Below are 13,430 nucleotides of genomic sequence, written 5' to 3'. Positions count from 1 at the left end.
TAATATCATTTACAAACAATAATAAGAACGATTTGTAAAAGTATCGAAATACTACAAAATCTAAATTTAATAAAAAATAAAAAATATTATTAAAATTATCACTATATCTTTTATAAAAAATTATTTTTACAGAATCGGACACAATGTATTGATGCTTTTTTGGCAAAATCAAGCGAATTTAAATGAAAAAACGATAATATTTATTCTTACATTTATCAAAAAAGGAGGAGTTTATGAAAAAGTTGGGTTTCATTGTAGCTATTTGTCTTATAGGTTTTGGAGGTTGCGCTCAAACACAGCCTTCGAATGAGACTTTGGATCAACAAGTAGAAAAGAAATTGAGAGAATACACACAGCCAGCAGTCGATAAATTGTATAGCAAAGTGCTTAGCACAGAAGAGGCTGAATCACTCAATGCGTGTGTGGCAAAGAACTTCACAAGCAAATTGACGCAAGAGGAAAAACTCTTTTTAGCAGGCAGTGCTGCTGAAAAAGTGCAATATAAAGATGCTGCATCGACAATCGCGCAAAAAGCAAAGCCTACAAGCACACAAATGAAAGAAGTTACCAAATATTGCGTAACAGAGCTTGGTATCAAAAAGGTAGCAAGCAAGATTGCAAACTAGATTCTTTAACTTCATCGTGCAGTAATGGTATAAAGCCATTACTCGCACATTTTAGTATTTCATTTGACCGCTGATATTAGTTACATTGATTTAAAGTGAGGGTGAGAATCCCGCTTGAATAATTTGTGTAAAATTTTCCACTTTTAAACTTGCCGAACCGACAAGCACACCATTGACATGAGGAATACTAAGGATTTCGTGGGCGTTCTTTTCATTCACACTTCCACCATACAAAAGCGGTGCGGAGGTGAGAGAGGCAAGCATAGTGTGTGTGGATTCTATTTGTTCTACACTCGCGCTCTCCCCTGTGCCAATCGCCCAAATAGGCTCATAAGCGACAATGAGCTTAGAATAGCTCGTATCAATCCCGCTAAGTTGGGATTCTAAAAAATCACCCAAAGCTTTTTGTCCTTGTTGGCGAGTTTTTAAATCTTCGCCGATGCAATAAAAAATCTCAAATCCCGCTTGAGCATAGAATCTAAACTTTTGATTGATAAAATCTTGTGATTCATTAAAAATCCCGCGTCTTTCGCTATGCCCGATAATAATGCTAGAGAGATGAAATTCTTGCAGTTGGGATAATCCTATCTCGCCTGTGAATCCTCCACTATTGGCGAAATGGGCATTTTGTGCGCCGATGCGAAAATGCTTAAAAGTGTTATCCAAAAGAGCAGTAGAAGAGGGGAAAAGATACACGCGCGGCAAAGTATTTTGCGCTGATTGTGAATCCAGAAAAGAATCAAGCGATGAATCTAGCTGTGCAGTGTATGAGGCGACTTGTGCTCGTGTGAGGTTGGCTTTGAAATTACCAGCAATAATATTCATAGGCAATCCTTGTGATAAAATAGCTGCCCGCATTGTAGCAAAAAAATCCAAAACACTAGAAAATTTCGCCACGCTTACTTATATTTTAGAAATCTTATTAACTTTAGATTCTGTATAGATAATCTTGATATGCTTCTTTTGTGAAAGATTGTAGCTTGAGCTATGATTTTGGAATTTTTGCACAAGGTGTGATAATGAATACTTTAACCGTGGTCGATACTTTTGGCTTTTTCTTCCGTAGTTTTTATGCACTTCCTCCATTGAAGAATCAAGACGGCTTCCCTACAGGCTTACTTGTGGGATTCTGTAATCTGCTTCAGTCGTTGTATAAAGATCCTTCTTGCACTTATGTAATGTTTGCGCTAGAGGGTGGCGGTATGAATAAGCGTAAAATCTTGTATGATGCTTACAAGCAAAATCGTCAATCCCCTCCCCAAGAGCTTTTGATACAGCTTCCTATTGCGATTGAATGGATTGAAAAAATGGGTTTTTTGAATCTAAGTATCGAGGGGTATGAAGCCGATGATATTATCGCATCAATCAATAAGACTGCAAATGCTCAAAATATCGCTGTGCGTATCATTAGCCATGACAAAGACCTTTATCAGCTTATTGATGACAATACTTATATTTTTGACCCCATAGGCAAAAAAGAGATTCACTACGAACAATGTCTGCAAAAATACGGCGTAGAGCCGAAGAGTTTTATTGATTATCAAAGTTTGGTAGGGGATAGCAGTGATAATGTCATGGGGATTAAAGGTATTGGTGCAAAGACTGCCCAAAAGCTGATACAACATTTTGGCAGTATTGAATCTATGTATGCTCGTGAAGATGAGCTAGAAAGCCTTTGCACAGCGCGTATTGCCAATCTCATACGCGAGGGCAAGGAAAATGCGTTTTTGAGCAAAAAACTTGTGAGGCTTTATGATGATTTAATCCCGCGTATTGATTTGAATAAATGTTTGATGCCCCCACAGAATCCGATGCTAAAGATTCTTGATGAGCTGAAAAAATATGATTTGAAAAATATCATTTCTAAGGTGCAATCCCCTTATGATCGGTATCAATCAAGAAAAAGTGCGAGAAAATCCATAGGAGAGGCGCAAGAGCCGAGCAATACTTCGGAGGGATTTGGCTTTAAGGCGCATTTAGTGAGCAATGCCCAAAGTTTGAATGAGATTCTTACTACTATTCCGCAGGGTAGTAAAATCGGCTTTGATTGTGAAAGTGATAGCTTGAATATTCAAGAGGCAAATCTTGTCGGATTCTCTTTTACTTCTGACGGCTATAATGCTTATTATGTGCCTGTGGGGCATAATTATTTGGGTGTGGAAAATCAGCTAAGCCATGATGAGGCAAGACTTGCTTTGCAACGCATTTTTACGCACCCACTTATCGGGCATAATCTCAAGTTTGACTTATCGTTGATTTATAGAATCTTTGGTTTGCGCTGTGAGCAGCCTATCTATGATAGTATGATATTAAGCTGGCTTTATGATAGTATTTCCCCTGTGGGGCTTGATAAGCAAATGCTTGTGTGGTTTAAGCACACGATGATTAGCTTTGATGCGATTGTCCCAAAAGACCAAAACTTTTCACAAGTCAGCATCGCTGATGCGACACAATACGCGAGTGAAGATGCCGCAGCGACTTTTATGCTTTATCATCGTTTGGTGCAAGAATTTGAAAAGCGTGAATGGAATGGGATTTTGGAGCTTGCAGAGAATCTCGAATATCCTTTTGTCAAGGTGCTTATGGATATGGAGCTTACCGGTATCAGAATCGATACAGAGCTTTTAGAATCGCTGAAAATCAAGGCAAGTGATATATTGAGTAATCTTGTCAATGAGATTTTCACGCTAAGTGGCGAAAATTTTAATTTAAATTCTCCCCAACAGCTTGCTAATGTGCTTTTTAAGAAGCTTGGCTTAAAGCCGGGACGCAGTGTGAAAGGTGGGCTAAGCACCGATGAAAAAACGCTCCTTGCTATTATTGATGAACACCCGGTAATACCCTCTATCCTTGAATATCGCGAGATGAATAAGCTTAAAAATACCTACATTGAGCCGATTTTGCGTTTTGCACAAAGCAATGATGAGCATAAAGTTTATACTTCATTTCTTCAAACCGGCACAGCGACAGGGCGTCTAAGCTCCAAATCACCGAATCTCCAAAATATCCCTGTGCGCAGAGAAGAAGGGCGCAAAATCCGACAAGCCTTTATCAGTCGGGAGAATCATCGTTTGATTAGCATTGATTATTCGCAAATTGAGTTGCGACTATTGGCGCATTTTTGTAAAGACCACTCATTGATAGAATCTTTTATGCAAGATAAAGATATACATTTTGAGACTGCAGCGCGGCTTTTTGGCGAGGAAAACGCGACACAAAAGCGCAACATCGCTAAGTCGATTAATTTTGGCTTAATCTATGGTATGGGCAGTAAGAAGCTAAGTGAAACTCTGCATATCCCACTTAAAGAGGCAAAAAACTATATTGAGAGCTATTTTGAGCTTTTTCCTACAATCAAGGATTATCTCAATGCGCAGAAAGAATTTTTGCTTGAAAATGGCTATTCACAGACTTTGCTCGGGCATCGGCGGTATTTTGACTTTAAAACTGCTACAGATTTTATGAAAGCAAACTTTTTGCGTGAGGGGATTAATTCGATTTTTCAAGGGAGTGCGGCGGATTTGATCAAGCTTTCAATGTGTGAGATTCACAAGAAATACGCACAAAGTGATTTGAAAATGCTTTTACAAGTCCATGATGAGCTGATTTTTGAATCTCCAAGTGAGAAAGCCGAGCATTACGCACAAGAAGTCGCACAGATTATGAATCACATCTATAAGCTTGAAGTGCCTCTCAAATGCGGGATTAGCATCGGGCAAAATTGGGCAGAATTAAAGTAGATTCTTTGCATTTTCACACGATAAATCCTAAAGTATCCACTTTAGTTTGCAGGTAGAGAATCTGTTTTAAGAATCTAGATTCTTAACCTAAAAGACTTTAAGCCTCTCATCATTCATAATCTCTATAATCTCACTCATATCATAATCCTTTAATTGCTTTTCTAACTTAGCAAAATATTCTTCCACATTATCCAAAGTCAGATAGATTCCAAAGTCTTTAATGGGTGTGAAATCTTGCTTGGTTAGCGTTTGGGCGATGAGTTTGCCGACATAGGGGTAAAAATGGTCATCGTCTTTGTAGTTTTGGAGATTCTGTGTGATTTCATTGAATCCTCCAAACTGATAGAGGCTACCAAAGACTTCTAAATGGATTCTTAGCCATTGTTTGTATTCCTCCCATCTTTTGGCAAAGTTGATTTCAGAGGCAAATAAAGGCGCACTTACAGGGGAAGTATAAATGACAAAAGATGCGTTTGGGTGGCGGGCTTTGACTTGCAATAGGATATTTTTTAATTCCTTTCCCTTATCAAAAGCATATTTGTCTCCCATAAAAAGCAAAGTGTGCCGTTTGAGGTGATAATTGAATGCTTCGATTCTTTGCTCTTCGCTGACTTTAGGGTGATATTTGATATTATCTCGCGTATAGTAGGCTTGTGTAAAGGCTTTTTTGACATTATCAAGCGGGATTCTTATCAGTTGTTTATTGTAAGTAAGTAATTTAGAGATTCTGTGAAGGTGATTTTCTAAAGGCGCAAAAACGACTTTTTCTAGCTTTTCCTTTGTGTAGGTGTTGCCATCATCTGTCATAATCGTATTGCTCCCAAAGAAATCAATTTGCAGATAGATTGTCTTTAGAGAATGTCCTTTTTGCTCTAAAAGATTTAAATAATAATCATATTCAAAAGGCATCATTGAGCTAACCCCAAAATTAAAAAGGCGATGATTTGCAAAATCATTTTGATTGACATAAGTCGCCCGAGAGCTACCAAGCAAGATAGAATCATAAGATTTTCTCTCGTTGTAATAGATTCTATTGACCTTTTCTATTCTCTCATCAAGGGACTCGTAGAGATAATTATACCGATGCGAAATACCCCATAAGAAATAAGGATCGATAAGGAGATTCCCTAAACTAAGGATTATTGCAATACTTATAGGGATTAATAATGTGAGCATTATAAACCTTTTTGCACCGATATTTTGTGATAATTTTGTGTTGTGCAGCTTAAGAATCCACATATTTTCCCCTAAAAATTAAAATAGATAAATTCTGTATAAGGTGTTGTCATAAGGGTGATGAGGGATACAAGGAGTAATATTTCTGCTATAAACGCATTGTAATAAGTCGGCTTGAATGTCTCTAGTTTTTGGATAGAGTTATTAAAGCACAGCACCACGATAAAGGCTAAAATCAGATAAATCAAAGTATCGTTTCTCCCCGCAATCTGTTCTAATATCTTTGGAGCGCGTATTTTATCAGGCATCTCCACCCACACAATCCCAAACATTCCTTTGAGCAGATTGAGTGCGCCTTGTAGATTTTCAGCGCGGAAAAATATCCAAGTGATATTGATAAAATTAAAAGTCAGAATCCAACAGAATATAGAATAAATCTTTTTAGGTAAGCCTTTTAGGGATTCTACCCATTCTTTACACACCCAAGTGTAGATTCTATGCACGCACAATGCGACTCCATGCAATGCTCCCCAAATGATAAACCCAAACCCAGCCCCATGCCAGATACCACTTAAAAATGCCACGATGAAAAGATTCCGCAATGTGAGAATCTTACCTCGTTTATTGCCACCTAAAGGAATATAAAGATAATCTTTTAAGAATCTCCCGAGCGTGATATGCCACCGCCGCCAAAAATCCGCGATATTTAACGACTTGTAGGGGGAATTAAAATTTATTGGCAAGACAATCCCAAAGAATAACCCAAGCCCGATTGCCATATCACAATACCCGCTAAAGTCAAAATAGATTTGGAAAGTGTAGCTTAGAGAAGTCGCCCACGATTCAGCGATATTGAGAATCCCGCCCTCTTCTACGACTTTAAATCCTGCATTTGCCCATTTGGCAAAGCTATCGGCGATAAAGACTTTTTTGAATAGCCCAATAGAGAAGATAAAAAGCCCCTTAGCGCAATGCTCCCAGACTTTAGAATCTAAGCTTTTTGCAAAAAGCATTTTAAATTGGGGCATCATTTCTTTATGATGCACAATAGGACCAGCGATGAGTTGGGGGAAGAAACTGACAAAAAGACAATAATCCAAAAAGTTAATTTGACTAATCTTGTTAGATTCTGCATTATTGTTTTTGTCATTACCGCTTACATTTACAGATTCTATTGCCTCCTCTTCCTCCAAATCCTGCACATCAATACTCTTATAACAATCCACCAAAAAAGCAATCTGTTGGAAAGTAAAAAATGAAATGGCAAGGGGCAAAAGGATATGAGGCAAGGGAATGTTAAGGTCTAAAGCTAGAAATTTAGAGAGAGTATTGAGATTTTCTAAGAAAAAATCAGTGTATTTAAAGAATCCAAGCAAGGCAAGATTGAAAATGATGCCAAGAATCAAAAAGAATGCGGGAGAAAATAGGATTTTGCGATGATGAAAGGCAGAAAAATCGGAATGAGATTCTAAAGAATTACTTTGCCCCCCCCCCCGCAATACTTCGCAAGTTTTTCATCAAGCCAAGCTTGATATGAGAGTATAAAATCGCATTGCCAATCCAAAAATTGACAAGAATACTTCCAAACAAAAGGGGGAGATAGGCAAGATTCCAAAACCCATAAAAAATAAAGCTACCCAATATCAAAGAGAGCTTTGCTAAAAAATCTTGCTTAAAATGGCGCAAAATATAAAAACAAAACAACATTATAGGCAAAAAGCCAAAAATAAACCCGTAAGAGCTAAAAACCATAGAACACCCTTGTGAGCAGAAATAAGCCAATAGGTATTATAGCATAATCTGCCAAAATACTTTTAATGTGTTTTTGGTCAATGTGGTAAAATGAATCGTCAAAATGGTATATTTGTGTAAGGATTTGTAACAACAAAATGCAAATTTTAATAAAAAATCGTTTTTTTTTTTTTTTGATTATGGTGTTATGCTTCTAGCATCTTTGCAATCTTGTAATGATTAATTTAACTTTAAGGATTATATATGGGGAAAAAGATTGTCGCTTCAGTTGCTTTAAGTGTGAGCTTATTGGGCGTGGCAAGCGCACAAAGCAGCGGTGTATTTATCGGAATCAATGCAGGTGTATCACTCACACAGCCAACTTATAGCGGTGCGTTTGAAACGATGCAAGATGCTTTGTCTCAAAAGGGTATTGGCTGGGTAAATGGTGTAGATTTAGGTTACAAAAAGGCGATGAATGAAAAATGGGGCTTACGCTATTATCTCTCTTATAATTACAGCCAAAGCTATGGATTGAAAGAAAGTAGTGTAAATCCTAACATTACAGAGACTGATACAGATATTGTGCAGCAATTAATCACTGCAAATGTGGATTTGTGGTTTCACTTTACACGCTCTTTTGGTGCGTATGTCGGCATCGGTGCAGGCTATCAAAGATTCAAGCCTTCTTGGACGATTACCACGACAGGACAAAAGACAACTTTTGGAGACTTGAATAAAGGCGGACTTGCTGTGCCTCTAAATGTTGGGCTGACTTGGAATTTTAACAATGCCCATCAGATTCTATACGGAGTAAAGATCCCGCTTATCAGCTATGACTATGAGATTAATGTGCCATCACAACAGGGCGGAGCAGGCACTGCAGGGTTACGCGCTTATATCATGTCAATCGGTTATAATTATACTTTCTGATACTTCTACTTTTAAATTGCTTTAAGGCTTAATCTCGTTTAGAGAATCTGTCAAATTCAGCATTAACACGGATTTTGAGATTTAGCCTATATATGCTCCCGCTTGCGATATATGAGAATCCCAAAGCCTAAAAATAACACAAATGGCGCGATTTCAAGCATCGTTTGAAACGCGGTAAAGAAACCCACATCATAATTTGCCACTTGCACATAGAGCTTGAGATAATGGCTCACAGGCAAGATCGTATGCCAAAAAGTCGCGAAATTCCCCATAGAATTGACAGGAAAGGTAAGCCCCGTAAAGGCAAAGCTCGGCGCGCAATAAATCGCTGCCACTGCCAAAGCCCGCGTATGATCCCTTAAAAGAGCATAGGCAAAGACTCCTACCCCGCTGTATCCTAATATCGTGAGTAATGCGCCCAAATAAAGCACAAAATAATTACCATGAAAGCCAAAGCCCCAGATTCTAAAGCATATCATCATTACTACCCACCATACGGAGAAGATCCCCGCGTAGGCAAAGACTTTCGTAAGGATATAGAATCGCGCACTGATACCATCGGGGATTTGGCTTTTTTTGCCTTTGACAAAGCCCACATCGCTTTCATCACGCGCTAGGGAGTTTATCACACACACGATCACAAGCATAATCAACGAGCAGGGTAAAATTCCCGTGATAAGAAATTGCGCGTAACTATTGTTGATATTATAAAGCGGTGTGAGCTGCGGGAGAATGGGTGAGCTTTTCGCAAGGGCAGACTGGAAGTTTTTCGTCTCTACAAGATTACTTCCAAGCTTTGCCTTGACATCACTCACAGCAATGAGCTGTTTGAATCCTGCCTCGATTGATTTAGCAATCAGCACAAGCTGCGCGTTATAATAAATCGGTATTGAAGTAAGAATATGCTTTTTGGTGTTTGATTGCAAATGATGCGGGAAGACGACAACGGCATAGATTCTCACCATACTTAAATCTTCTTTTGCTTCTGCTAGGCTTGTGTAGGTTTTGGTGATTTTCACAGCAGGGATAGCATCGAGATTCTGTGCGAGTTCTCGGCTTAGTGGGCTTTGGTCTAAATCTACAATACCAATAGGCATTTCTCTCACTAAGCTTTGAGAAAACACACCCCATACAAACAGACCGATAAGAATTGGAGCAAGGGTGCAAAGAAAAAACGAGAATCTATCGTTTTTGAAACCCTCCCATTCTTTCTTGAAAAACCCCCCAAAGGTTTGGTAATAATATCTCCATAAGGATTTGATAGGTTTCATTGTTTATTCTTTGCTAAGTTGGGCAGATTGTTCGCATTTTAAAAGCCATACGAAGACTTCTACGACAGCATTATAAAGCTCTGGTGGGATAGAGCTATCAAGCGGGACATCAAGGAGAGACTGCACAAGCAAGGGATTGGCAAACATCGGCACACCAAATTCTTGTGCTTTTGCGATGATGCGCAAAGCGATTTCATTACGACCCTTAGCGACTACTCTAGGTGCGTTGTCATTAAGGGCATCATACGCAAGAGCGACAGCTTTTTTGTGCGGCATTTTGCTCCTTTCAGTAGCTCATTTGAAGCGCATCAATCGCACCCCAATGCAGATGAGAATCTTGTGGATTCCCTTTGTGCTCACGCATCATTGATTTGATTGTATTGACCACGCTACGCGTGATAATATCAGTCTCGATATTGACAATTCGCCCGATATGATAGTCTCTAAAAAGCGTGGTTTTGAGCGTGTGAGGAATGATTGTGAGTTTAAATGAAAGATCTTGCACATCAGTGATTGTAAGGCTGATTCCATCAATACACACTGAACCTTTGGGAATCATCATGGAGAGTATCTCCTCCGTGCTTTGAATCCAAAAATCGCTTTGTGAAGAATGATGTGTGATTTTGGTAATCTCGCCTGTGCCATCAATATGCCCTTGCACGATATGTCCATCAAGCCGTTGGTCTGCTTTGAGCGCAGGCTCTAAATGCACAAATGCGCCTTTGTGAAAGTTTTGTATTGCAATGGTGGATTGTGTGTGTTCGCTAAGCTCCATAATAAGCGTTTGTGGGAGTATTTTGACGACTGTGAGGCACACACCATTAATCGCGATAGAATCTCCAATTTGAGCGGGATAGGGCGTTATGACCTCAAGCGTGTGATGCGCGAAATTTTTGATTTGAGCTATTTGCCGAACTAATCCGCTAAACATTCCTGTTTCCTTATTTCTTGAAATTAAAGATATTTATGATAGAATCCCCATTTTTTAATTCTTGAGATTCTATCATATTTAAATTTACATATAAAAATAAAGGTTGAAATTACATTATGGGAGATATTTTTAGGTTTATGATTGATACGCATTGTCATTTGGATAGTGCGGTATTTAAACATGATTTAGAATCTGTGATTAATAAGGCTTATGCGGAGAATGTGCGAAAGATCATTATCCCCGGAGCGGATATGAAAGATTTGCCAAGTGCGCAACAAATCGCATCTTCTCATCAAGATATTTTCTTTGCGGCAGGTTGCCACCCTGATGAGGTTGAGGGTTTTGATAAAGAGGTTTTAGAATCTTTTGCGAATGATCAAAAATGTATTGCTATCGGTGAATGTGGGTTGGATTATTATCGTTTGCCGACATTGAAAGACTATCACGAGCAAGGGCGCAGTGAGCAGGAATTTCATCAAGCAGTGCAAGACATCAAGTCTCGTCAAGAATCATGCTTCCGAGCACAAATCGAACTTTCTATCAAGCTTGACAAACCTTTGATTGTGCATATCCGAGAGGCTTCAAATGATAGTTTTAAGATTCTGCAAGATTATCCTAAGGCTAGGGGTGTATTGCATTGCTATAATGCGGACCAAATTTTGCTAGAGCTAAAAGATCGCTTTTATTATGGTATCGGTGGGGTTTGCACATTCAAAAATGCTCGGCGATTGATAGAGGTTTTGCCACTTATCCCTAAGGAGCGTATTTTGCTGGAAACTGATGCGCCTTATCTCACCCCACACCCTTTTAGAGGGCAACGCAATGAGCCTTGTTATATTCCTTTAATCATGGCTAAAATTGCTGAAGTTTTGGGGCAAGATGAACAAAGCATCATACATCAAAGCACATCTAATGCGTTAGAGCTTTTTAAGGAGCTACAATGAAGATTCTACACCTATTGCGATTAACGCTCATCTCTTTGCTTTGTGCAAATCTTTGTTGGGGTGAAGTCTATGAGGGCTTTTATACGATGACGCATGACAAAAATACCAATAAAGTTTTAAATTCTTTTGGTGTGCGCACAGCTTTTATCACGACTATGGCTGATGATGAAAAAGCGCAAAAAATCCTTGAGAAATGGCAATATTTTGTCAATAAATTTGATAGCAGTTATGAGTTTATCCCGATTCTCAAAAGTGCTATGGCGAGAGAGGAGATACCCCAAGAATTTTTGTTTCTTGCCATGGTAGAATCTGGATTTACTCCTACTGCTAAAAGCTCCAAAAAGGCGATTGGTATTTGGCAAATTATGCCTGCTACTGCAAAAGGGCTAGGTTTGGAAATCAATTCTTATATTGATGAGCGCAAAGACCCTATTAAAAGCACAGAAGCGGCAATCAAGTATCTCAAATACCTTTATGATGCTACAGGTGAATGGTATTTGGCTGCAATGGCTTATAACTGCGGATTAGGGCGATTGAAAAGAGGTATTGACGAAGCCGGAGGCGATACGCGTATCGAGACACTACTGAATGAAGAGGCTCAATATATTCCTGCAGAAACACGAAATTATATTCGTAAGATTCTCGCAATGAGCTTGTTATTTAATAATATTGATTTGCTCAAAGGGCAAAATGTGGATTATTTGCTTAATCGTGGAGCGACTGACAGCATCGTTACCGTGAATGTCAAAGGCGGTGTCGCTCTTAGCTCTATCGCCAAAAGCGCGAAAATGTCTTTAAGAGAATTGCAAAAATACAATAAGCATTTCACACGCTCTGTCCTCCCACCGGGTAATAAACAATACAATGTCTATTTGCCTTATGATAAATTACGATTTTTCAAACAAAATTTTAATGCCAAAAGCCAATCCGATTCAATGTTTATCACACATAAGGTTCAAAAGGGTGAGACATTAAGCTCAATTGCACAAATCTATCGTGTGTCGATTCAGGATTTGCAGGCGGTTAATCATATCAAAGGTTCATTGATTAATATCAATCAAACATTGACGATTCCTATTCTTAAAGCGAAAAATAATACTATTGCAGATGGAAGAAGTTAATGCAGTGAATATAAAAGGAAACATAATGAAAGAATCTCTTAACCTTCATTCTCTTATCTCGCTTATGTTTGTTATCGTATTGATTTGTGGTATAGGGGGCTGTGCTTCGAATCAAGAATGGGGCTATGCGGATAGTAATGGTAAGTTTAAGAGCTTCAATGAAAGCTTTGATGATCTTGATGCGTTTAATCAAGGCATCACACCCAATATCGGTGGAAACTCTATGAGAGAATCGCCAGCGATTCAAGAAGCCACGATGCGTCCTTATCAAGTCGGTGGGAAATGGTATTATCCCGAAAAAGTGAGCTTGGGTGATAAGTTTGACGGCTATGCGAGTTGGTATGGACCAGATTTTCATGCTAAAAAAACCTCTAATGGTGAGACTTACAATATGTATGCGCACACCGCTGCTCATAAAACCTTCCCAATGAATACGGTTGTCAGGGTGCTAAATGTCGAAAATGGCAAAAGCACGATTGTGCGCATCAATGACAGAGGTCCTTTTGTGGAGGGGCGTATCATTGATTTGAGCAATGCAGCAGCTCATGACATTGATATGGTGAAAGTCGGCACAGCTAAGGTGCGTTTGGAAGTAATTGGCTTTGGCGGTGTGGTGAATAAAGATTCTAAACAAAGTGTGCAAAGCATTGAAAGTGATGATATTTTAAGCGGAGAGTTTAAAGTCGATAAGACGCCAAAATCTGTGAGTGGAGGGGATTTTGCCATTCAAGTAGGGGCATTTCGGAAAAAAGAGGGAGCGCAAATCACACAAGAGAGATTCTCGCATCTCCCTCCCTATCAGAGTGTGATTAAGGAATTTGAGCTTGAGGGTGCACCGATTTATCGGGTGTTTTTGCGAGGATTCCAAAGTGAGAAAGAAGCGCGTGATTTTTTAAAGACAAATACACAGATTCAGGGCGGATTCTTTATCCGTGATTAGATTCTCTAAACTATGTA

12 protein-coding genes and 1 pseudogene are annotated in these 13,430 nt (G+C 39.0%); 6 read left to right on the top strand and 7 right to left on the bottom strand.

Going from position 1 to position 13,430, the window contains the following annotated elements; genetic code table 11:
* Positions 1-233: 233 nt before the first annotated feature.
* Positions 234-626 carry a hypothetical protein gene (locus LS68_RS09490; RefSeq protein WP_034371820.1) on the top strand — a complete coding sequence of 131 codons (393 nt, stop codon included), beginning with the start codon at positions 234-236 and terminating at the stop codon, positions 624-626.
* Positions 627-716: 90 nt separating this feature from the next.
* Here the strand turns inward: LS68_RS09490 and LS68_RS09485 are convergent, their stop codons facing one another.
* Positions 717-1,451, bottom strand: a complete 735-nt coding sequence (locus tag LS68_RS09485) for a triose-phosphate isomerase (protein WP_034371822.1) — start codon at positions 1,449-1,451, stop codon at positions 717-719.
* Positions 1,452-1,645: 194 nt separating this feature from the next.
* Between LS68_RS09485 and polA the strand changes: the two genes are divergently transcribed.
* Entirely contained in the window at positions 1,646-4,366 is a 2,721-nt protein-coding gene (gene polA, locus LS68_RS09480) for a DNA polymerase I (protein WP_034372630.1), read from the top strand.
* A gap of 87 nt (positions 4,367-4,453) precedes the next feature.
* Here the strand turns inward: polA and LS68_RS09475 are convergent, their stop codons facing one another.
* From LS68_RS09475 to LS68_RS09705, 3 genes and pseudogenes are all read right to left on the bottom strand, one after another.
* Positions 4,454-5,542, bottom strand: coding sequence for a hypothetical protein (locus LS68_RS09475; RefSeq protein WP_138091486.1), 1,089 nt, complete (start codon positions 5,540-5,542; stop codon positions 4,454-4,456).
* Between the two features lie 71 nt (positions 5,543-5,613).
* Positions 5,614-6,948, bottom strand: a pseudogene (locus tag LS68_RS09470) (MBOAT family O-acyltransferase); the annotation flags it as partial.
* Between the two features lie 70 nt (positions 6,949-7,018).
* On the bottom strand, positions 7,019-7,294 hold the full coding sequence (locus tag LS68_RS09705; RefSeq protein WP_199741506.1) for a hypothetical protein: 276 nt from the start codon (positions 7,292-7,294) through the stop codon (positions 7,019-7,021).
* 243 nt (positions 7,295-7,537) lie between these two features.
* Here LS68_RS09705 and LS68_RS09465 point away from each other — a divergent pair, with 243 nt between their 5' ends.
* A complete protein-coding gene (locus tag LS68_RS09465) occupies positions 7,538-8,206 on the top strand; it encodes an outer membrane beta-barrel protein (RefSeq protein WP_052100517.1) in 669 nt (222 codons plus the stop codon).
* A gap of 86 nt (positions 8,207-8,292) precedes the next feature.
* Here LS68_RS09465 and LS68_RS09460 read toward each other — a convergent pair whose 3' ends face one another.
* The 3 genes from LS68_RS09460 to ribE are packed head-to-tail and all read right to left on the bottom strand — an operon-like array spanning position 8,293 to position 10,408.
* Complete coding sequence (locus tag LS68_RS09460) at positions 8,293-9,477, bottom strand: ABC transporter permease (RefSeq protein WP_034373693.1); 1,185 nt, start codon at positions 9,475-9,477, stop codon at positions 8,293-8,295.
* A gap of 3 nt (positions 9,478-9,480) precedes the next feature.
* Entirely contained in the window at positions 9,481-9,753 is a 273-nt protein-coding gene (locus LS68_RS09455; protein ID WP_034373691.1) for an EscU/YscU/HrcU family type III secretion system export apparatus switch protein, read from the bottom strand.
* A gap of 10 nt (positions 9,754-9,763) precedes the next feature.
* Positions 9,764-10,408 (bottom strand): riboflavin synthase, encoded by a 645-nt coding sequence (gene ribE, locus LS68_RS09450; RefSeq protein WP_034373688.1) that lies wholly within the window; start codon positions 10,406-10,408, stop codon positions 9,764-9,766.
* A 137-nt stretch (positions 10,409-10,545) separates the two neighbouring features.
* Between ribE and LS68_RS09445 the strand changes: the two genes are divergently transcribed.
* The 3 genes from LS68_RS09445 (at position 10,546) to LS68_RS09435 (ending at position 13,413) form a co-directional block, all read left to right on the top strand.
* Positions 10,546-11,352: a TatD family hydrolase gene (locus tag LS68_RS09445; protein WP_034373702.1), complete on the top strand. Its 807-nt coding sequence runs from the start codon at positions 10,546-10,548 to the stop codon at positions 11,350-11,352.
* Positions 11,349-12,473, top strand: coding sequence for a lytic transglycosylase domain-containing protein (locus LS68_RS09440; RefSeq protein WP_138091483.1), 1,125 nt, complete (start codon positions 11,349-11,351; stop codon positions 12,471-12,473). Before LS68_RS09445 ends, LS68_RS09440 begins: the two co-directional genes overlap by 4 nt.
* Before the next feature lie 64 nt (positions 12,474-12,537).
* Positions 12,538-13,413, top strand: coding sequence for a septal ring lytic transglycosylase RlpA family protein (locus LS68_RS09435; RefSeq protein ID WP_138091489.1), 876 nt, complete (start codon positions 12,538-12,540; stop codon positions 13,411-13,413).
* The last annotated feature ends 17 nt before the right edge of the window (positions 13,414-13,430 follow it).

Source organism: Helicobacter sp. MIT 05-5293 (assembly GCF_000765665.2).
In the GTDB taxonomy this organism is placed as follows: domain Bacteria; phylum Campylobacterota; class Campylobacteria; order Campylobacterales; family Helicobacteraceae; genus Helicobacter_C.
This window is presented reverse-complemented; position numbering and strand designations above follow the sequence as displayed.

Bases quoted from the DNA above. Each gene is read 5' to 3' on its own strand.
- LS68_RS09435 (WP_138091489.1), top strand. From the start codon at position 12,538: ATGTTTGTTATCGTATTGATTTGTGGTATAGGGGGCTGTGCTTCGAAT.
- LS68_RS09460 (WP_034373693.1), bottom strand. From the start codon at position 9,477: ATGAAACCTATCAAATCCTTATGGAGATATTATTACCAAACCTTTGGG.
- LS68_RS09475 (WP_138091486.1), bottom strand. From the start codon at position 5,542: ATGCTCACATTATTAATCCCTATAAGTATTGCAATAATCCTTAGTTTA.
- LS68_RS09440 (WP_138091483.1), top strand. From the start codon at position 11,349: ATGAAGATTCTACACCTATTGCGATTAACGCTCATCTCTTTGCTTTGT.
- LS68_RS09490 (WP_034371820.1), top strand. From the start codon at position 234: ATGAAAAAGTTGGGTTTCATTGTAGCTATTTGTCTTATAGGTTTTGGA.
- LS68_RS09705 (WP_199741506.1), bottom strand. From the start codon at position 7,294: ATGGTTTTTAGCTCTTACGGGTTTATTTTTGGCTTTTTGCCTATAATG.
- LS68_RS09485 (WP_034371822.1), bottom strand. From the start codon at position 1,451: ATGAATATTATTGCTGGTAATTTCAAAGCCAACCTCACACGAGCACAA.
- LS68_RS09465 (WP_052100517.1), top strand. From the start codon at position 7,538: ATGGGGAAAAAGATTGTCGCTTCAGTTGCTTTAAGTGTGAGCTTATTG.
- ribE (WP_034373688.1), bottom strand. From the start codon at position 10,408: ATGTTTAGCGGATTAGTTCGGCAAATAGCTCAAATCAAAAATTTCGCG.
- LS68_RS09455 (WP_034373691.1), bottom strand. From the start codon at position 9,753: ATGCCGCACAAAAAAGCTGTCGCTCTTGCGTATGATGCCCTTAATGAC.
- polA (WP_034372630.1), top strand. From the start codon at position 1,646: ATGAATACTTTAACCGTGGTCGATACTTTTGGCTTTTTCTTCCGTAGT.
- LS68_RS09445 (WP_034373702.1), top strand. From the start codon at position 10,546: ATGATTGATACGCATTGTCATTTGGATAGTGCGGTATTTAAACATGAT.